The 19,549-nt window shown below is 61.8% G+C and carries 16 protein-coding genes; 3 read left to right on the top strand and 13 right to left on the bottom strand.

What is annotated here, in order from left to right:
* Positions 1 to 16: 16 nt before the first annotated feature.
* The 5 genes from AC3WS4_RS20905 to AC3WS4_RS20885 form a co-directional block, all read right to left on the bottom strand.
* On the bottom strand, positions 17 to 3,190 hold the full coding sequence (locus AC3WS4_RS20905) for an efflux RND transporter permease subunit (RefSeq protein ID WP_137890112.1): 3,174 nt from the start codon (positions 3,188 to 3,190) through the stop codon (positions 17 to 19).
* On the bottom strand, positions 3,187 to 4,698 hold the full coding sequence (locus AC3WS4_RS20900; protein ID WP_137890113.1) for an efflux RND transporter periplasmic adaptor subunit: 1,512 nt from the start codon (positions 4,696 to 4,698) through the stop codon (positions 3,187 to 3,189). Before AC3WS4_RS20900 ends, AC3WS4_RS20905 begins: the two co-directional genes overlap by 4 nt.
* Positions 4,695 to 5,960 carry a TolC family protein gene (locus AC3WS4_RS20895; RefSeq protein WP_492742960.1) on the bottom strand — a complete coding sequence of 422 codons (1,266 nt, stop codon included), beginning with the start codon at positions 5,958 to 5,960 and terminating at the stop codon, positions 4,695 to 4,697. Before AC3WS4_RS20895 ends, AC3WS4_RS20900 begins: the two co-directional genes overlap by 4 nt.
* 427 nt (positions 5,961 to 6,387) lie before the next feature.
* Complete coding sequence (locus AC3WS4_RS20890; protein ID WP_137890115.1) at positions 6,388 to 6,654, bottom strand: hypothetical protein; 267 nt, start codon at positions 6,652 to 6,654, stop codon at positions 6,388 to 6,390.
* Between the two features lie 64 nt (positions 6,655 to 6,718).
* A complete protein-coding gene (locus AC3WS4_RS20885) occupies positions 6,719 to 6,997 on the bottom strand; it encodes a hypothetical protein (protein ID WP_492742958.1) in 279 nt (92 codons plus the stop codon).
* 241 nt (positions 6,998 to 7,238) lie between these two features.
* Here AC3WS4_RS20885 and AC3WS4_RS20880 point away from each other — a divergent pair, with 241 nt between their 5' ends.
* On the top strand, positions 7,239 to 9,470 hold the full coding sequence (locus AC3WS4_RS20880) for a TonB-dependent receptor domain-containing protein (protein WP_444804309.1): 2,232 nt from the start codon (positions 7,239 to 7,241) through the stop codon (positions 9,468 to 9,470).
* A 315-nt stretch (positions 9,471 to 9,785) separates the two neighbouring features.
* Here the strand turns inward: AC3WS4_RS20880 and AC3WS4_RS20875 are convergent, their stop codons facing one another.
* The 8 genes from AC3WS4_RS20875 to AC3WS4_RS20840 form a co-directional block, all read right to left on the bottom strand.
* Positions 9,786 to 11,063: a type II restriction enzyme NmeDI-related protein gene (locus AC3WS4_RS20875; RefSeq protein WP_137890117.1), complete on the bottom strand. Its 1,278-nt coding sequence runs from the start codon at positions 11,061 to 11,063 to the stop codon at positions 9,786 to 9,788.
* A 184-nt stretch (positions 11,064 to 11,247) separates the two neighbouring features.
* Positions 11,248 to 11,877, bottom strand: a complete 630-nt coding sequence (locus AC3WS4_RS20870) for a c-type cytochrome (protein WP_444575889.1) — start codon at positions 11,875 to 11,877, stop codon at positions 11,248 to 11,250.
* Between the two features lie 256 nt (positions 11,878 to 12,133).
* Positions 12,134 to 12,610, bottom strand: a complete 477-nt coding sequence (locus AC3WS4_RS20865; RefSeq protein WP_492737980.1) for a YybH family protein — start codon at positions 12,608 to 12,610, stop codon at positions 12,134 to 12,136.
* Positions 12,611 to 12,662: 52 nt separating this feature from the next.
* Complete coding sequence (locus tag AC3WS4_RS20860; RefSeq protein WP_492737978.1) at positions 12,663 to 14,984, bottom strand: heavy metal translocating P-type ATPase; 2,322 nt, start codon at positions 14,982 to 14,984, stop codon at positions 12,663 to 12,665.
* A 165-nt stretch (positions 14,985 to 15,149) separates the two neighbouring features.
* On the bottom strand, positions 15,150 to 15,827 hold the full coding sequence (locus AC3WS4_RS20855) for a class I SAM-dependent methyltransferase (protein ID WP_492737976.1): 678 nt from the start codon (positions 15,825 to 15,827) through the stop codon (positions 15,150 to 15,152).
* Between the two features lie 125 nt (positions 15,828 to 15,952).
* Positions 15,953 to 16,642, bottom strand: coding sequence for a helix-turn-helix domain-containing protein (locus tag AC3WS4_RS20850; protein WP_444575890.1), 690 nt, complete (start codon positions 16,640 to 16,642; stop codon positions 15,953 to 15,955).
* Positions 16,643 to 16,674: 32 nt separating this feature from the next.
* Complete coding sequence (gene copD, locus AC3WS4_RS20845) at positions 16,675 to 17,640, bottom strand: copper homeostasis membrane protein CopD (RefSeq protein ID WP_439512635.1); 966 nt, start codon at positions 17,638 to 17,640, stop codon at positions 16,675 to 16,677.
* A 4-nt stretch (positions 17,641 to 17,644) separates the two neighbouring features.
* Positions 17,645 to 18,556, bottom strand: coding sequence for a copper resistance CopC family protein (locus tag AC3WS4_RS20840; protein WP_439512634.1), 912 nt, complete (start codon positions 18,554 to 18,556; stop codon positions 17,645 to 17,647).
* Here AC3WS4_RS20840 and AC3WS4_RS20835 point away from each other — a divergent pair.
* On the top strand, positions 18,440 to 18,877 hold the full coding sequence (locus AC3WS4_RS20835; protein ID WP_439512633.1) for a periplasmic heavy metal sensor: 438 nt from the start codon (positions 18,440 to 18,442) through the stop codon (positions 18,875 to 18,877). The genes AC3WS4_RS20840 and AC3WS4_RS20835 overlap by 117 nt on opposite strands.
* Positions 18,874 to 19,458, top strand: coding sequence for an RNA polymerase sigma factor (locus AC3WS4_RS20830; protein WP_439512632.1), 585 nt, complete (start codon positions 18,874 to 18,876; stop codon positions 19,456 to 19,458). The genes AC3WS4_RS20835 and AC3WS4_RS20830 overlap by 4 nt, the downstream gene beginning before the upstream one ends.
* The last annotated feature ends 91 nt before the right edge of the window (positions 19,459 to 19,549 follow it).

Here is a 19,549-nt window from a genome sequence, read left to right as displayed (position 1 = left end):
ATTGATCGGGTGCTCCTTAGGCGGTCTGCGGGCTGGCGGCGGGCTCCTCCTCTTCATCCGCAGGCGCGCGCAGAAAGTGCCTCACGCCAAGCAGCTTGTAGATCGCGGGCAGCACGAAGAGCGAAAGCAACGGCGCCGTAATCATCCCGCCGACCATGGGGGCCGCCAATCGTTGCATGACCTCCGAGCCGGTTCCCGTGCCCACAAGAAGCGGGAAGAGACCCGCCAGGATCACGGCGGCCGTCATCGCCTTTGGGCGTACACGGAGGACCGCGCCTTCCATCAGCGCGTCTTCCAGATCCTCCTCGCGGGCGAATTTGCCCTGCTCAATCCGCTCCTCGATGGAGCGGTCGAGATAGACAAGCATGATCACGCCGAACTCAGCGGCGAGACCCGCCAGCGCGATGAAGCCGACTACGGTCGCCACGGAGACCGCATGGCCCAGCAGGTAGATAAGCCAAACGCCACCAACGAGGGCGAAGGGCAGTGCGAGCAGCACGATGAGCGGCTGGCGTATCCGCCGGAACGCCATATAGAGCAGCAGGAAGATGATCCCGATCGTGAGCGGCACGATCCAGGCCAGTCTTTTCGATGCGCGTTCGGCATATTCGAACTGGCCCGACCAGGAGAGCGAGTAGCCCGACGGCATCTTGACTTGGTTTGCGACCATTTGGCGGGCCTCGTTGACGAAGCCCACGATATCGCGGTCGCGGACATCGACATAGACCCAGACTGAGGGCCGCGCGTTCTCGCTCTTGATCATGACTGGGCCATCGACGACCTGGATGGTGGCGACCGCGCCCAGAGGCACGATCCCGCCGGTTGGTGCGACGATCGGCAGATTCCGTAGCGCCTCCACGCTGTCGCGCGTTTCGCGCGGAAAGCGCACGTTGATCGGAAAGCGCGCCAGGCCCTCAAGCTTCTCGCCGACCGGCATGCCCCCGACGGCCACTGCGGCTGTGTTCTGGACGTCGCTGATCGCGAGTCCATAACGGGCCGCAGCCAGACGGTCGACCTGGACGTCGATATAACGACCGCCCATGATGCGGTCCGAGATCGCTGAAGTCGTGCCGGGTACCGTTTTCACAACCTGCGCGATGTTGGCCCCCAGCCGGTCGAGCGTCGCCAGGTCTGCGCCGGTGACCTTGACGCCTACTGGGCTCTTGATGCCTGTTGCGAGCATGTCGATCCGGTTACGGATCGGCTGGACGAAGACATTGGCAAGCCCCGGGACTTTGACGCGGGCATCAAGCTCGGCGATGATCTTGTCCATCGTCATGCCGGGTCGCCATTCGCTTTCCGGTTTGAGCTGGATCGTCGTCTCAAACATCTCAAGGGGCGCCGGGTCGGTCGCGGTCTCGGCTCTGCCAGCCTTGCCGAATACTGTCTTCACCTCGGGAACCGTCTTGATCATCCGGTTGGTGATCTGGAGCAGTTCGGAAGCCTTGGAGGCCGAAAGCCCGGGAAGGGCTGTGGGCATATAGAGGAGATCGCCTTCGGCGATCGCCGGCATGAACTCTCCGCCCAAGCGCGACAACGGCCAGGCGGTGATGAGGAGCGCACCGAGGGCCAGCCCAAGCACGAGCTTTGGCCAGCGCATCACCCAGGCAAGTCCTGGGCGATAGGCCGCGATCAGCGCCCGGTTGATCGGGTTCTTGTCTTCGGGGCGGATCTTGCCCTTGATGAACATCACCATCAGAACCGGGATAAGCGTCACCGACAGGCCCGCAGCAGCGGCCATCGAATAGGTCTTGGTCAGGGCCAGCGGCTTGAAGAGCTTACCCTCCTGTGCCTCGAGCGAGAACACCGGCAGGAAGGACAGCGTGATGATGAGCAGCGAGAAGAAGAGCGCGGGACCGACCTCTGCAGCGGCGTCGACGATGGTGCGCCGCCTGAGCTTCTCGGTCATTCCTCCATGCTCATGCTCGACATGTTCCAACCGCTTATGCGCATTTTCGATCATGACCACGGCCGCGTCGACCATGGCGCCGATCGCGAGCGCGATGCCACCCAACGACAGGATGTTCGCATTCACCCCCTGAAAATACATCACAATGAAGGCGGCAAGCACGCCCAGCGGCAATGTCAGGATCGCAACCAGCGAAGAGCGGAAATGCAGCAGGAATATGGCGCAGACGATCGCGACGACGATGAACTCTTCGGCTAGCTTGTGCGTCAGGTTTTCGACCGCGCGGTCGATCACGCTGGACCTGTCGTAAACAGGTACGATGTCGACGCCTTTTGGCAGCGAGGGCTTGAGCTCCTCAAGCTTCGCTTTGACCGCGTCGATGACCGCGCGCGTGTCGGCGCCGGCGCGCACGACCACGACCCCCCCTGCAACTTCACCCTGCCCGTTGAGCTCGGCGATGCCGCGTCGGAAATCGGGGACGATCTGGACGCGCGCTATGTCGCCGATCGTCACGGGAACGCCAGCTTCGCCGACCTTGAGTGGAATATTGCGGAAATCGTCAAGCGTATTCAGATACCCTCCGACACGGATCATGTATTCGGCTTCCGCGCGTTCGATCACCGATCCGCCGGTTTCATTGTTGGCGGTCTTCAGCGCCTCCATCACGTCATTGACTGACAATCGGTAAAGCTGCAGCCGCTCGGGATCGACCTGGACCTGGAACGCGCGAACCATTCCGCCAACGCTGGCGACCTCGGCAACGCCCGGCACTTCCTTGAGCTGATACTTGAGAAACCAGTCCTGCAATGCCCGAAGCTGTCCCAAGTCATTGCCGCCCGTGCGGTCGACAAGCGCATATTGATAGGCCCAGCCCACGCCTGTTGCGTCGGGACCGAGCGCAGGCGTCAAACCTGGCGGCAGCCGGCCGGTTGCCTGGTTGAGATATTCGAGCGTCCTCGACCGTGCCCAGTAGAGATCGGTGCCGTCCTCGAAAATGACGGTAACGAAAGAGTCCCCGAACATGGAAAATGCGCGCACGGCCCGTACCGCGGGCGCCGAGAGCATGGTTGTTGCGATCGGATAGGTGACCTGGCTCTCGACAATCTGGGGCGCCTGCCCAGGATAGGGGGTCCGGATGATCACCTGCACGTCGGAGAGATCCGGAATCGCATCGAGTGGCGTGCGACTAACCGCGAACAATCCTGCGGCGGTGATGAAGGCGGCAGCCAGCAGAACGATCATTCGATTGGCAGCCGACCAGCGGATGATGCGCTCGATCATTGCGCCGTCTCCAGCGCCATCCGCTCGATGACAGGGGTTTGTCCTTGTTGGGGCTTCTGAAACGAGAACCGCACGCGCTCGCCGGTCTTGCGGCCGCGTAGAAGCGCCGCATTCTTGACCGGGAAGGTCATTGTCATCGCCGGCCACTCGATCGCGGGGATCGGCCCGTGCGACAACGTGACCCGGCCGGCTCCGAGATCGAGCGCAGTGATAACCCCGCGCCCTTCAATTAGGCTCGTTTGCGCTTGCTGCGGCGCTGCTGCGGCCTGCCCTTGCGACAGGCGTTCGATCACACCCGCCAGCGAGGCTTCGGAATCAATCAGGAACTGCCCTGAAACGACGACGACGTCGTTCGCCGCCAGCCCGCGCCGGATTTCGGTCTTGTCTCCGACCGTTCGCCCAAGTTCGACCTCGACGGGAATGAAGACACCGCCACGCTGGACGATCACCACGTTGCGCTTGCCTGTCACGATAACGGCTTCTGTTGGCGCGACGAGCGCGCCTGTCGGACTGCCGGCTATCTCCAGATTGGCGAACATGCCGATCTTGAGCCGTCCGGCCGGATTGGGCAGCGCGATCCGCACACGGACGGTGCGGGCCTCGGCATCCAGCGTTGGGAAGATATAATCGATCCTGCCCTCGCGGGTCTCTCCGGGATAAGCCGGAAAGGTGATCTTTACCGACTGACCGACGCGGATCTGGCCGAGTGATATCTCTGGAACTTCGGCCACGACCAAAACTTGTGACAAATCAGCAAGCGTAAGAATGGATTGGCCCGGCTCGACACGCGCACCGGGTCGTGCGCCGATTGCCGTGACAATGCCTGATCGCGGTGCGAAAACGCCATAGGTGCGCTGTGGATGCCCGCCGCGCTCCAGGTTGCGTATTGCGGGTTCAGGCAGCCCAAGCAGCACGAGGCGCTGGCGGGTCGCACGCCTGAGGTCGGGCGTAATGACCGATCCGGGTATCTTCAGAAGCGCGACATATTCGTTTTGCGCACCCAGGAGGTCGGGCGCGTAGACAGCGGCGACGCGGCTTCCCCTCGTCACTGCTTCGCCGACCGCGCGTACACTGAGTTGCTCGACAAAACCTGCAGTGAGCGTCTGCACCTCGACAATACGCCGCTCGTCAGTTTCGACTCGGCCGATAGCGGTGACCGCAGGCGCCAGCCGATCGAACACGACACGCGCAGTCCGCACACCCAGATTTTGCTGCGTTTGCGAGGATACCCGGATACCGCCGCTATCGCCCCCTTCATCCGCATATTTGGGCTGAAGGTCCATGTTCATCGACGATTTGCCCGGGGCATTATAGCGCTCCATCGGCACCATCGGGTCGTACCAATATTTTACGACTCGCCCGGAGCCATCCTGGGCAACACCGTTCACGACGTCACCCTTTGCGCTTCCGGCGGACGGCTGTTCGCCCATCGAGAACCAGTAGCCCGCAGCGGCGAGGGCCACCACGAGCGCGACGCCGGCCGCAAGGATCTTTTTGTTCTTGATCATTTCACGATATCCTGGGTCAGATAGACGATTTCAGCTGCTGCGCGCCCACGCCGTGCCTGCAGTTCAAGCGCTTGCATCGTCGTTTCCACATATCGCCGCACGAGCGACAGGGGCAACTCAAGTGTGCCTTCGCCGGCGCTGTAACGTGCCTCTGCGGCATCGAAGGAGGCCTCGAGCGAAGGTACGGACTGATTAACCAGAATAGAAAGCTGGGCATCAGCCCCCCCATAGTCCGCTATCGCCTTGCCCAAGGCGCCGCTGAGATCTCGCCGCGCGTCTTCGGCCCGTAGCCGTGCCGCGTCGGCGCGCGCAGATGCCTCGGCGATGCGGCGGTCCTGGAGACGGGATCGGTTGATCTGGAGCGGGATGGTAACGCCCACCGTCACCATATCCCCAAGATCGGGGCGCCAGCCATACATCGCCGACCAGGTCAGATTAGGCTTGCGTTCCCGCCGTGCAACATCGACTTGTCGCAGAGCGGCCTGCTCCTGCGCGTCAGCGAGCCGTATCTGCGGGTGAATTGACAGATCGACGGCTTTCTGGGCGTTCGCTGGAAGCGCGACCGCGGGAATGCTGTTTGGGAGTGGCCGCTGCGCGGCGCTGCCGATCCAGCGCGAGAGTTCCGCTCGCGCCCGCTGTTCTTGTCCCTGTGCGTCTGCCAACTGAGCCCGGGCGAGCGAGATTTCCGCCTGCATCTGAAGCGCATCGGCGGGCGTCGACCCTTTGGTCGGAACACCCGCGACCATAACTCGATAAGCGACACTGAGGTCTTCCATGATCCGATCGAGAAGCCGCTGCTTTGCCTGAGCTTCGACCGCGTTTATCCAAGCGACCATCACGTCGCGCGCAATCCGTCTTTCCTGGACGGTGGCTTCGGTGCGGCTGACGACCGCTTCCGCGCGCAGTCGCGCGGCTTCTGCCTCACGCTTCGAACGACGCACCTGCTCACGCATGATACCGATCGTGTGCATGGTCATAAAGTCGGCCGATGGATCGAAGGCCATGCGCCCGGTGACCGGAAGATTCTGCGTCCCTAAGGTTAGCTGTGGATCGGGAAGCGTCCGCGCCGCGATCGCAGCCTGTTCGGATGCGTCCGCTTCGCGTTCAAAGGCGGCAGCACTGGGCTGGTCGCCCAAGGACACATCAACGGCCTCGTTGAGGGTAAGTATAGGCTCGGCGGCCGGCAATGCGATCGCAGGCCGTGGTACTATCTGTCCAGGCGCAGATTGCGCGAATGCCGCGGTTGTCCAGATGAGCGTCAAGGCGAGCGCAGTGCCGCCTAGGCCGCCTCTGAGGCAACGGTGTCGATCTTGCCCATGATCTGGACTGTCGTGATAAAGGCTGGAGTTCATGATTAGATTGCTCCTTGCGAAGTGCTGTGCCGATCGGTAGTCGCATAGCACTACTTCAATCGCTGCCGTTAGCTCTCGGCGACCCACGCAGCGTCGGTCACAGATGGTGCCGACGGAGCGGGTTCTACACTCCGCCGATACGTTGGGGCTGACCGTCATATGGGAGCCATGCTGGTCAGTTGCGCGGTAACGGTACTGGGCGCGGCAACCTCCCTTTGCCTTGTTCTTCGCCGCCGGCAGCGCAAGCAAAGCCGCCGCGAAGAATAGGCGCATGATGTCCCCCTTTGTGGACCGGGCAGGACCGTCCCCGGCGCAAGGGCGCCGGGGACGGAGAGCTTTACGCTCCGGGGTGCGCCATGTGGTCGCCAGACATCTTCTTCATGCAGTCGGCCGGACTGGACTTCATCATGTCGCAGTTGCATTCAGCCATCTGCGCCGATTTGTCCTTCACCCAGACGCGGACCCGCGAAGTTGTGTTGGACTTGTTCGGTCCCGGCACTTGGCGGGTCTGCCATTCATAATGGCCGTCCGGCGCTTCCTGCGCGAGAACGGGAGCGGCAAGGGTTGCGGCGGCGAGCGCGGCAACGGCAAATATCGTCTTCATGTCGAATTCCTCGGTTGAAAAGCTGGGAAGTGCGCGCCGGAATGGCCGACGCGCCTTGTGCAATTCAGCCGAGGAGCAGGGGTGGATCCGGTTCGGGACCGATCATCCGGCCAGCGAGCCGCCGGATCGGAAGCGGATCGAGCAAGCCCGGCATGTGAGCCGCGATCGCGAGCGGCACAGCCGACGATACCACCGCGGGTGGAACCGCGCAGCCCATCTTGGCGATGCAGTCGAGCGTGAGGCCCTGGCAGGGCTCCTTGTCTTGCGACTTGTCGATGCCCATCATTTCTGCGCATTCGGCGCTCATCGTCGGCGCAGCGATCGCGGTATCTTGCATCGGCATTGCCGGCGCGGAGGCGAACGCCGCTTCCTGGGCAAGAAGACCCAGCAAGGCTCCGATAAGCAGCAGAAGAGATATCCGACGTTTCACGTTAAAAGTATGATCCTTGGCGTTTCCCGCGTCAACTCGATTCTGGCGGGTCGGACCAATCGGTAGATGCAAGGCTGTGAATCTGGAGTCCTCCGCACTATTTTTAAGGGGTGAGCAGTTCTGGTGCGTAGTCAATCTCAGTAGGGGTTGTTGAGTGCTCGAACCCGGAGGTCGTAATCAGCGGCTTGCGGGCGTGTATGGCTTTGTCCTCGACTTCCCCGAACTTCATTGGGCTGCGCAATCGCGTGGTTTTCTAAACAGGGGAAATATAATGAATATTCGATACTATCGCGTGTCAAAGAGTCGTGCGGTGCATGGCGCTTCGCTGGCGGCGATCGCAATGGGGTTTGCGATGCCCTCGCACGCTCAGGAAAGTCAGTCTGAGGGCCTTACCGAGATCATCGTAACCGCTGAGAAGCGTGAGGAAAATTTGCAGTCGGTTCCGGTCTCCGTGACGGCAATGACCGGCGAGGCGCTCACCGCGACGGGCATATCCAACGTCGAGGACCTGCAATTCTTCGTGCCGGGTGTTTCGATTACCAACGACTCAATGGCGATCATCAATATTCGCGGGATTGGGACTTCCGCGTTCGGCGTCGCAACCGACCCCAGCACGACCGTCCATTACGACGGTGTCTATATTTCGCGCCCGACAACGAGCTATCAAGACCTGTTCGACGTCGAACGCATCGAGGTGCTGCGCGGCCCGCAAGGCGTGCTTTTTGGTCGCAACTCTGCCGGCGGCACCCTCAATATCATCTCCAAAATGCCGACCGAGGAACTGAGCGGCACGCTTGGACTCACCATCGGCAATTATGAGAAGCGCTCCGCCAGCGGGACGATTTCCGGGCCGCTCGGTGAAGGCGTCCGGGGCCGCATCACGTTGCTCGCGAACCAGCGCGAAGGCATCTACCGCGACATCGTCTCGGGGCGGCGCTATCAGAATGAGGACAATCTCGCGGGGCGGTTGACCCTGGCTATCGACGCCAGCGATCGTCTTGAGATCGTGCTGCGGGCAGATGCGAGTCGTGATCGCGAAACCGGAGCGCGGTCGGTGCGGCCCTTTTATCCGCAGGGTTTCATCGATGCGGGTGCGACCATCCCGGCCAATTACAGGGAGGCTGCGCTCGACCGCCTGCCGCGCTACGATGTCGATGCCTGGGGCGCCTCCTCGACGATGAACTGGGATGGTGGACCGGTCACGATCCGCTCGATCACCGCGCTCCGCAAAAGCAAGGTCGTCCAGGCACTCGACGTCGATTCGACCGACCTCTTCCTCCGCGACATTGAGTTCTACGAGCGCTCGCGCACCTTTACGCAGGAGTTCCAACTCCTCAACAACGATGCAGACAAGCTGCGCTGGATCGTCGGCGCCTTTTATCTCAACGAGAAGGGCAATGATGAAATCCGCATCATCGAGCCTGGACGCCGGCTTGCGATCCCAGAGAATAACACGACAAATGCCTTCGCGCTCTTTGGCCAGGCAAGCTACGAATTCTTCGAACGGCTTCGGCTGACGGGTGGTCTGCGTTACTCCTATGAAAAGAAGGATTTTGCCTATCAAATCTTCCTGAACGGGAACCAGGTCGATGCCGGCCAACCCAAATCATCGTGGACCGCCTGGACCCCGAAAATCGGGATCGATTACGATGTCAGCGATGATGTCATGGCCTATGCGTCGGCAACCCGCGGATTCAAGTCGGGCGGATTTCAACTGGGCGACGGCAACCCGTTCCTGCCGGAATATGTATGGAGCTATGAGGTCGGCCTGAAATCGACCCTCCTTGACCGGCGGCTTCGCGCGAACTTCTCGGCCTTCTATTATGATTATACCAATCTCCAGGTGGTCGAATATAACAATGGCGTCGCCAGCACGACGAATGCCGGTAAGGCGACGATTAAGGGGGTCGAGGCCGAGTTCATGGCGCGTCCGCTTGATCGGCTGACGCTCACATCGACGATCGCTTATCTCGATGCCCGCTACGACGTCTATTTTGATGATGTTGGTGGGAGCCTCAGGGGCAACCGCCTGCCGAATGCGCCGCAGTGGAACATCACCCTTGGCGGCGAATATAAGGCACCACTCGGGGACGGAACGCTGACATTGCGGACCGATGTGTCATGGCGCGACAGCGTCTTTTTCAAGCCAAACAACAATCCGCTCTTCTCAGGAAACGCTACGACACTCGTCAACGGTCGTGTTGCATGGCAGCCTGGGAGCGAGGCTTGGGAAATTGCGCTTTATGGCCGAAACCTGACCGACGAGCGATATGTGAGCTACAGCACGATCGGGACGGACGCGAACGGTGTTTCGAATCCGACCCTGCCGCTCTACATCTACGGCGAGCCGCGTCAGTACGGACTGCAGCTGCGCTATTTCTTCTGAGCTCCTCGTTCTGCGAGGTCCCCGGCGGCACCCCTGCGGCCGTCGGTCCTCCCGGGCGCTAACGTGCCCGGGAGGAATATCTCTTCTGGACGCAGGTCATCGTATGCTCGTCACTCCAGGGGCGCTGTCGCATGGCCACATCGGAAACAAGGATGATGGGACGCTGAGCGGGTCAGGGCGATTTCCACGAGCAGATCAGAGCAGTCTGATCCTGAACGCCAGCCACGCGTGAAATTTTCGTGTTTTGCGAGCGCCGCGAACGTCACAACGATGCAATGATCGATTGGTTTGGAACGGAACCCTGTTCTCGGAGCCTCAAGGCAATTGATGGGCAATCGCCTTAATCGCCTTCAGGCCCGATCCGAAGCGGGCGATGGCGGTCCGGTGCCGCTCGAGTTCGCTATACGGCAGGTAGGAGATGTCGAGATCTCCGATCCGGCTGAATGCCGGGCGTCGGAGCTGGGCGCGGACATCTGCTTCTCGGGCGTCGGGTGCAACAAGGAAAAGTGCCGTCGATAAATGAAGATTCTCGCTGCTCAGCGCGAGATCGAGCATGCGGACAATTCCGGAATAGATGGATGTCGAATGCTCTACTTCGAATGCCGCCGCGACCGTAGCGGTCGAGTGATCGAGCCAAAGAACGTCGATCAGCCTTATTGCATCGCTTCCCTTGGCGGTTGCGATGGCATGCGGCAAGCTATCGAGACATCGAGAACCGAGCGGCAAGCCCTCATGAAGGCGCCCCCGGTCGTTTGCCGCTATCCAGACGTCATATCCCAGTGCAAGCCCGAGATCTCGAAGCCAGGATTGGATTTCGCCGTGCGTCCGGTCGCTCTCTTTCTGATTTGCAATAGCCTTGTCGAGCTTTTGCGTCTGCGCGCGCGTTTCGTCCAGCATGGCAGTCCAGTCGCGCGCGTTTTCGGTCGAATCGCTGCGCGGCGGGGCCGGAAACCTTCCCGATCCGATATCGAACAGCAGCCCGCCAATGGCCCCCAAGTCGTTGGAGAGAAGATCACGGTAGCGGTCGTTGAGATCGAGTATGCCAGCGCGCATGGCCAGGAAATGCTCCCAGCTGCCAAGCTTCACATTGGCACCCGTCACCGCGTTGTAGCCCTTGACGATTGCCGTGTTGAAGGGAGGCACAAGAGTGGGATGCAGAAAATAGAGAAGATTGGCTACCGCGGGACCCAACCCTTTGATCTTCTGTCTATCGATTGCGTGGATCCCGGCGACGACTTCTTCCGCAGTATCGCAGCAGGAGCAATGGTGAAGAAGTCTGCCAAAGGCTCGTTGATTGTCGGCGTTCTCGTAGATGTCGGGGATTCTGAGTTTGGGCTTCCACAAGAAGGCATGATCCGCACCTTTGAAAATCTGTCGTTGTTCGGCGACCGAATGAACAATGATCTCCAATGACGAACCCCGATATGCCGCTCCGAAGGTGCCGGCCTCGATTTCGGCGACGACCTGCGAGATTCCTCTTCTGATCGAACGAAAATTCTTCAGTCGTTCCTCCCATAGGAACCAGCTTTGATAGGTCGAGCCGGGATCGCCGCGCCAGCGCTCGATCAGTTCGCGGACAAGGTCGCGCTCCATGTGCATAGCCCCGCTAAATCCATTCCGAATTGCTGTTTTCCACCTGCGACTAGCCGCGCCAAGACAATTCGCTGGCTCCGGCCCGTAGCGAAAGTCGAGACCTTCCGTCCCACCGGCAAAGTAGAGGGATGTCGGAGGTCGGAACGTGTCGATTCACCCCGGTGCTGTATGATTGTCGATGACGTCAGTGCCCAGCGTGTTCGCCCGCCCCACTTGGTTCCTGACTCGCGCCTTCAGCCTTGGTCATGCCCTTCATCATCGCGTCGTGGTCCATTGGCGCATCCTGCGTCATAGCCTGATACTGTGCCGGCGACAGGCCCGGGAGTTTTCGGACAAACGCGACCATATCCCAGATAAGACGATCATCATGCGTTTTCCCCCAAGCCGGCATGGCGGTCATCTTGATTCCATGCTTGATAATCCAGAATTGCTCCGAAGCCGAACGATCCGAACCTTTGAACAGGATGGGCGCCTGCGGATACAGCCCTTGACTCATCTCGGTTTTTTCCATTCCAGGCGCCAGATGGCAGCCGCTGCACATCTCCGTGTACAGTCCGGCGCCCGATGCAATTCGCGCCGGAGCCGCCAAATCTGTCGGCACCGCGATCGATCCGGACCGGGCTGCGATGGATTGCTCCCTGAATGTTTCCATGACGCTGTAAGTCATCCGGCTATGAGGTGCGTCGGCCGCAATGTTATACAGGCCGAGATAAACGGTGATTGCTCCAGCGCCAGCTATGAAGGCAACTGCCACGAGCGTGAACACCAAGCTTGGCATATGCTTCCGGAAATCGAAGTTTCGAAAACGCTCCATCATCTATCTCCCTCAAAAAACAGGCGTTGAGCTGTGAAGCCGAACGCGATGTAAACGCTGCTCATAGATGATACGCACCGCAACGCGTTTTCCCTTGTCGCAAAAGAGGCAGGTGGTTTCGGCACTTGCCGCGTAGAGGCATTTCCGGGCGCCCACTCTCGATCGGACTCATGCGCTTCGTTCGGGCGCGGGCTTGGCGAGGCCTGAAGGATGTGCTTGGCCTGCGAGCCCCGAGGTGAGTCCTTTCTTCACCCGGTCAGGCGCCGCCCGCCGGCCGCACCTTGGGCTTTCGTGAGGAGCTGTGCAGATTGAAAATCTGCCACTTTCCGTTTTCCCGTTTGAGGACGCTCGTAGCGACGCCATCCCGTTCGATTGTCTCGCCGCTCCCGAGCACGATCGAGAAGCTGTAGGTCTCCGTCGCGATTGCTACATCGCCTTCGCTCCGAACGGAAATCTTGTAGTTGCGGAAGGTGAAGGATTTGAACTCCTTGAGTTCGGGACCGAGGTGATGGTCGCGATAATGGGCGAAATTCCCTTCGACGCCGCCCGACTCGAATATCTGGGCGTCTGGCGCGAAGAGTGCCTCGACTCCGGTCAGGTCCCGCTTTTCCATCGCTGATTTATATTGCGCGAGCGCTGCAGCAACGCTTTGATAATCCGCAGGCTCGATTGCCTGAGCCGGGACGGCCACCAGCATACCCAATGCTATCGCTGTAATCGTCAGTCGTCTCATATCATTTCCCCTTGTTGCGTCTTCACTTCACGAGTGTCTTCGGCGGTTTCGATTAGATTTTGGCAAAGCGCAGCCGCAGCGAATTGGCAATGACGCTGACGGACGAGAGCGCCATCGCGGCGGCGGCGATGATCGGCGATAGCAGCAGCCCAAAAATGGGATAAAGTACGCCCGCCGCCACGGGTATGCCCGCGACATTATAGGCAAAGGCGAAGAAAAGATTCTGGCGGATGTTCGCCATCGTCGCATGGCTGAGGTGCCGCGCCCGCACGATGCCCAAAAGGTCGCCGCGCAGTAGCGTGATGCCCGCGCTTTCGATGGCGACATCGGTTCCCGAGCCCATCGCGATGCCGACGTCGGCGGCGGCGAGCGCGGGGGCGTCGTTGACCCCGTCGCCTGCCATGGCGACGATCCGGCCTTGCTCGCGCAGCCGCTGGACGACCGCGCTCTTCTGGTCGGGGAGGACATCGGCTTCGACGTCGTCGATGCCGAGGCGCCGCGCGATCGCCTCGGCGGTGACGAGATTGTCCCCAGTGAGCATGATGACCTTGATTCCAGCTTCGCGCAGCGCCGCAAGCGCTTCGCCTGTCGTCTCCTTGACCGGATCGGCGATGGCGATGACGCCTGCGGCCTTGCCGTTGACCGCGATGTAGATCGCGGTCGCACCGTCTCCGCGAAGACGGTCGGCCGCTTCGGTGAGCGCGCCCAGATCGACGTCATATTCTTCGAGAAAGTTCGCATTGCCGAGGACGATCGCCTTGTCGTCGATGGCGCCGACGATGCCCTTGCCGACCGGCTGGTCGACTCCCGATGGCTCAACGAGCGCGAGGCCCCGGTCTTCGGCCGCCTTGACGATCGCGGCCGCCAATGGATGTTCGCTGCTGCGCTCGAGGCTCGCGGCAATCCGGAGGAGGTCCTGCTCCTCGAAGCCGTCCGCGACTTCAATGGCGACGACCGAGGGCTTGCCTTCGGTCAGCGTCCCGGTCTTGTCGACGACGAGCGTGTCGACCTTCTCCATCCGTTCAAGCGCCTCGGCATTCTTGATCAGCACACCGGCTTCGGCGCCGCGCCCCACGCCGACCATGATCGACATCGGCGTTGCGAGGCCGAGCGCGCATGGGCAGGCGATGATCAGCACCGAGACGGCCGCGATCAGACCATAGGCCATGGCGGGCGCAGGGCCGAGAAGCGACCAGACGACGAAAGCGGCAATGGCGAAGACGATGACGCCGGGCACGAACCAGCCTGAAACGGTATCGGCAAGACGCTGGATCGGCGCCCGGCTGCGCTGCGCGTCGGCGACCATCTGTACGATCCGGGCGAGCATCGTGTCGCGCCCGACCTTCTCGCTGCGCATGAGCAGGCCGCCGGTCTGGTTGATCGTCCCGCCGATGAGCGCCGCGCCGGCTTCCTTGGTGACCGGCATCGACTCGCCCGTGACCAACGACTCGTCGACCGTTCCGCCGCCTTCGAGGATGATGCCATCGACCGGGACTTTTTCGCCCGGGCGGATACGCAGCATGTCGCCAACCGCGACGTCCTCGAGCGCGACCTCTTCGTCGCTCCCGTCAGCGCGGACGCGCCGGGCGAGCTTCGGCGTCAGGTCAAGGAGCGCGCGGATTGCGCCGCTCGTCGTCTCGCGGGCCCTGAGTTCGAGCACCTGCCCGAGCAGCACCAGCACCGTGATGACCGCCGCGGCCTCGAAATAGACCGCCACCGATCCGTCGGCCGCGCGGAACGCGTCCGGGAAAATCTGGGGCGCGAGCGCCGCGATCATGCTGTAGCCCCAGGCGACGCCCGTCCCCATCGCGATGAGGGTGAACATATTGAGGCTCTTGTTGCGGATCGAGAGCCAGGCGCGATCGAAAAAGGGCCAGCCCGCCCACAGCACAACGGGCGTCGCGAGGAGCATCTGAATCATGTTGCTCGTCTGACGACCGACATATTGGTGGAGACCCGTCATGTGGCCGCCCATCTCGAGCGCGAAGACGGGAAGGGCGAGCAAGAGCCCGACCCAGAAACGTCGCCGCATATCGCGATATTCTTCGCTGGGGCCGTCCGATGCGGTCGGCATGACAGGCTCAAGTGCCATGCCGCAGATGGGGCAGCTTCCGGCACCGGCCTGCTGGATTTCGGGATGCATCGGGCAGGTCCAGATGGCGCCCTCGGGCGCATCGGCTGCGGCCGGCTCGCGTTTTGCAGCATAGCGATCGGGATCGGCCTCGAACTTCGCGAGGCAGCCTGCGCTGCAAAAATAATGATGTTCGCCGCCGTGCGTCGCAATGTGAGACGTCGTGGCCGGGTCGACCGTCATGCCGCAGACTGGATCGGTCGTGCTCCCGCTGCCTTTTTCCGCGCCCTGATGATCGTGCACCGTCGCCGCTCCCGTACATGTTTGATGCCCGCCTGATGGCGGGGCCGTCCGAGCGCCACCGGTCGAGTTCGCCGATGGCGTCTTTCCTGGCGGTTCCAGAATGGAGCCGCTCCTATCGATACGCAAGAACGGGGGTTATCCCTTGGATTTCTTTGCCCCGTGCGGCTAGGTCCGGGGCTTGCCGGCTTCGATGATGACGATCGCACCGGTTGGCGTGCGAAACGTCTCAAGTTCGCGAACATCGCGAAAGCCGGCCTCTCTCATCAGCACCGGGAGCAATCCATCGGCATTGGGCTGGGTGTCCTGGACGCCATCGAGTTGCTGGATCGTCAGGCGAAACAGTAGCCGCATTAGGCGGCTGCGCTGTTCCCCATAGTCGGCGACATAGAGTTTGCCGCCGGGCGCGACCACCTGCCAGGCCTCGCGTAGCAGACGTGCCTTTTCCTCAAGCCCGACCTGATGAAGGACGAGGCAGATCGCTATCTTGGCAGGCGAGGGCCAGTCATCGATCGCCGAAGCCGCGAAAAAGCCAACGCGAAACTCCGGCGGTGGAACAATCTGCGCGGTCTTGCTTCGGGCAATTTGCGTCGCAGCCTCGTCGGGGTCGATACCAAGATAGCGGACGTCCCGGCTATGGCGGGAGATCGCCAGCGCGAGATTTCCCGTACCCGAGCCGATGTCGAGAATGACGTCACCCTCGGCGAGCGCCATATGGTGAACGAGACGGTCGCGCCACACGCGCTCGCGCGTGGTCACCGCGACGCCGAAATCATAAAAGGGCGTCAGGAAGTGATATCCTGCCGCTGGCGTGTAGGAACTCGCTACGGGTATCGGGTCGGGCATGGCCGTCTCCTTTCGACGTTTTTGCTTGCCGCTGGATTGCGGTTACGCGCGAGTCTCGACGAGACGTTTAGGCGCGAGCTGGCGCGTCGGTCTTGAATGTTTCGCCGGAGCTAGGCGCGTGCGGCTCAGGGCACGGTTTCGAAAGCGAAGGCGCTGAGGCCGGCCGAAGGCGTCACTCCGAGCCATTGGGCGCAGCGGCGCGTGAAGTGCGACTGATCGGCAAAGCCTCCCGCCGCCGCGGCGTCCGCGAGACCTCCGCCGCCGACCAGCGCCCGCACTGCGCGTTGAAGCTGGAGCCATTGCAGCAATTTGGCCGGAGGCACACCGAAGTCGCGGCTGACGATTTCGCGCAGGCGCGAGGATGAGAGGCAGGCAACGTCGGCCAAGGCGCGGGCAGTCGACAAATCATCGGGGGCCGCGAGCGCCTCAGACAGGCGTGCATCCACCGGACGCGCCTGCGACCGGTCGAGATAGTCGGACGCCCAGCGCTTCGCGTCCGCGCCGCTTGCGATATCGCATAGTCCCGCTGCCTCTACCGGCATCAACAGGACAGGCGCCGATCCGATGGACAGCCGGGTGCCGACACGAAAAAGCGGGTCGAGATAAAATGATCGCACGAGGGCACCTGGCGGCCCCAGGCGGTGCCGGACTTGCGACGCTATGACTACCGCATGTCCGGCAGGGACTATCATGTCGGCATCGCCGGAAATTTCGAGGTCGCGTTCGACGGCGAGGCTGATCTGATGCGCCACATGGCTATGGGGACGGCTGGTCCCGATGCGCGCATCGATCAATGCCCAGCCGGTCCCGAGCATGATCGAACCCGACCAGGAGGCGACGCCGGCGGTCAAACCGGATCGGAGGTGATGAACGGCTCGAGCGTCCCGAACCAGGCAACCAGCGCGAGAATGGCGAGCGCGGCCGCCGCTTCGATGATCAGGCTCCTGCGCATGGCCGCGAGCGCTGCATCTGGATCGGAATCGACGCTGTCTGCATCGTCGCCCGCCGCCGCCGCGAGCGCAGGCGTCAGTCGCCAGCGATTGGCGGCCGCGAGCGCAAGCATCAATGCGAACAGCGCGAGCTTGGCAAGGAGCAATTGGCCATAAGGCGAGCTGAGAGACCGGCCGAGATTCTCGGCGCCGACGATCATCTGGCTATTGATGAGGCCGGTGGCGGCGATGACGAGGACGCAGATCGTGCCGACGCGCGAAAATTGATCGAGGCTCCGCGCCGCAATTTGGAGTCCGCCCGGCGATTCGCGGAGACGTTGTGGCGCGATCAGGATTAGGAACGCGCCGATCGCGCCGATCCAGACCGCGGCTGCGATCAGGTGCAATATGTCACTGAACCGGTGCACGGTCCCCGCAGTGCCCTCGGTCGCGCCCGCGTGGCCCGCCCAGACCAAGGTCGCGACGGCGACCGAGCCGGCAAGGGTGAGTATGGCGGCTGCGATTGTCGGCCGGCGTGTCATCCAGACTGCCGCCGCCAACGCAAGGAGCAGAGCGGCGCTCCGATAAATCCAGGCCATGCCGACCTCGGTTTCGCGAACCAGATCCCAAAAGGGTTGAAGCTCCAGGGAGAGGATGCCCACGCCCTGCATCGACGCCGCGAGCACGCCCATTCCGAGGGTGGAGACGAGCAGCCCAATGGTGCAGAGCCACCGTTCTGCGCGCCAGATCGCGGCCATCATCGGCTGCGGCGCAAGGCGTTCGCTCCGTGTCAGCGCATAGAGCGGGAACGCCGCAAGGCCGGCGACGAGCATCAGGTCCGCATAAAGTGCGAACCTGATGCCGATCAGGACGGGGTCTCCCAACGCCTTACTTTACGGTGAAGCTGAATTCGCTACCCATGCGATGGGTGTCGGCGCCCGCCGCCGACCATGTGACCTTGTAGGTTCCGGCCGTCAGCGGTCGCTTGAGCATGAGCATTGCCGACTTGCCTTCTTTGCCCATCATCGACGAGTAAGGCACCTTCATCGGCGCATGATTGGCCATGCCGGGCATTCCGGTCATGACAAGCTCGGTCTTGAGGGTCGAGGTGATCACCTTTTCGTTGAATTGCAGATTGACCGACATGACCTTAGAAACGGTCGAATTGGCGGCCGGCGTCGAGCCGACGAGCTTGGTGTGCGCGCTCGCTGCGGTCGGCATGAGAAGCAGTGCGAAAGCCGCCGCTGCAGAGGGGAGAAAAGACTTGAACATAAAAACCTCCAAATGGTTGTCCGTCTTGTCTATACGCAGGATGTCGGCATGGCCCTCAATATTCTGGCATAATATTATGGTTTGAGGGATGAAGCGCTTCGGCGCGTATGTACAATAATGGAAAGTTTTGAAGAGAAGATCGATGGATAAGGAGCTTGGCATTTTGAACAGGATCGATCTACCCGCAGCGCTCGACGCGCTCGATGATCGCATCATGGGCGCATTGGCGATCCGCCGGCGCGAAGCGGTTGCGATGCGCCGCCTGATGGCGCTGGCAGCCTTTGTTTCGCTCGGCGGCGGCATCGTTGCGGGGAGCGCAGTCCCCCAGTCGGCAGTTGCGGCAAGTCCCTTTGCACCCTTCGGTCCGCCGAGCACACTGGCGCCTTCCACCTTGCTGGACGTGCGGTAACGATGCCTTCGCGCCGCCTTCTTCTCGTCGCGCTCATCGCTTTCGCTGCTGCCATGGCTGGTGTTTTCGTCGGTCGCGTGGTGTCGGATGCGCCGAAAGCTAACGAGACCGAACTGCATGCCCTTCTCCACGGCGAACTCGACCTGACCACGGAGCAGGAAGCGAAGCTCGAACGGATCGAGGCCGATTTCTCGGGCCGCCGCCGGGCGCTCGAGCTTGAGATGCGCGCTGCCAATGTCAGGCTCGCGCAGGCGATCGAGGCCGAACATGGCTATGGGCAGCAGGTTACTAAGGCGGTCGACGAGACCCACGAGGTGATGGGCGGCCTGCAAAAGGAAACGCTCCAGCATCTTTTCGCAATGCGCGGGGTCCTCAATCCCGGTCAGGCGGAGATGTTCGACAAAAGCGTGGTCAAGGCGCTGACCGCCGACGCGCGGTGAGCGCTGACCTATCGCAGTGTAGCGACCAGGACCTGGCGATCCTCGCTCGCGCACACCGCGAGGATGCGTATCGCGAATTTCTGCGCCGTTACAAAGCGGGCGTTTATCGGCTCATCGTCAGGCAGATCGGCGATGCCGACGAGGCGATGGACCTGACGCAGGAAGCCTTCGTCGCCGGCTTCTCGGCGCTCGATCGCTATGATGGGGATCGCCCCTTCCGCACTTGGATAGCTCATATCGCGCTCAACAAATGTCACGACTGGGCGCGCCGACGAAAGGTGCGTGCCTTTTTCTCCCGTGCGCTCCCGCTTGAGAGTGCGCATCACATAGCGAGCGATGGACCTGCGCCGGACTCTGTGGCGACCGATAGGCGAGAACTCGCCAGGGTTCGTGGGGCGATCGACCAATTGCCGCAGAGTTTACGCGAGGTATTGCTCCTTCGCGGCGTCGACGAAGTCAGCCAAGCCGAAACCGCGGTGATTTTGCGGGTCAGCGAGAAGACGGTTGAAACCCGCCTTTATCGCGCGCGAACCAAGCTCAGGGAGTTGCTTGCGGGAACCACGGCGAGGGTAGGGGGTTGAGGTCCCAGATGCCCATTCGTGCAGCGTCTCCTCATCGTCCGGCATATTTATTGAGGGGCAGCCGTGTCGCCTGCGTATAGCTTTAGGAACA

The organism is Sphingopyxis sp. EU05-FHT14B03, assembly GCF_058790875.1.
The sequence above is the reverse complement of the archived record's forward strand: the minus strand, read 5'-3'. Positions and strand labels throughout refer to the sequence as shown.

Bases quoted from the DNA above. Each gene is read 5' to 3' on its own strand.
- AC3WS4_RS20885 (WP_492742958.1), bottom strand. From the start codon at position 6,997: ATGCCGATGCAAGATACCGCGATCGCTGCGCCGACGATGAGCGCCGAA.
- AC3WS4_RS20835 (WP_439512633.1), top strand. From the start codon at position 18,440: ATGCCTTCGCGCCGCCTTCTTCTCGTCGCGCTCATCGCTTTCGCTGCT.
- AC3WS4_RS20850 (WP_444575890.1), bottom strand. From the start codon at position 16,642: ATGCTCGGGACCGGCTGGGCATTGATCGATGCGCGCATCGGGACCAGC.
- AC3WS4_RS20890 (WP_137890115.1), bottom strand. From the start codon at position 6,654: ATGAAGACGATATTTGCCGTTGCCGCGCTCGCCGCCGCAACCCTTGCC.
- AC3WS4_RS20905 (WP_137890112.1), bottom strand. From the start codon at position 3,190: ATGATCGAGCGCATCATCCGCTGGTCGGCTGCCAATCGAATGATCGTT.
- AC3WS4_RS20870 (WP_444575889.1), bottom strand. From the start codon at position 11,877: ATGGAGCGTTTTCGAAACTTCGATTTCCGGAAGCATATGCCAAGCTTG.
- AC3WS4_RS20900 (WP_137890113.1), bottom strand. From the start codon at position 4,698: ATGATCAAGAACAAAAAGATCCTTGCGGCCGGCGTCGCGCTCGTGGTG.
- AC3WS4_RS20855 (WP_492737976.1), bottom strand. From the start codon at position 15,827: ATGCCCGACCCGATACCCGTAGCGAGTTCCTACACGCCAGCGGCAGGA.
- AC3WS4_RS20840 (WP_439512634.1), bottom strand. From the start codon at position 18,556: ATGCAGTTCGGTCTCGTTAGCTTTCGGCGCATCCGACACCACGCGACC.
- AC3WS4_RS20865 (WP_492737980.1), bottom strand. From the start codon at position 12,610: ATGAGACGACTGACGATTACAGCGATAGCATTGGGTATGCTGGTGGCC.
- AC3WS4_RS20875 (WP_137890117.1), bottom strand. From the start codon at position 11,063: ATGGAGCGCGACCTTGTCCGCGAACTGATCGAGCGCTGGCGCGGCGAT.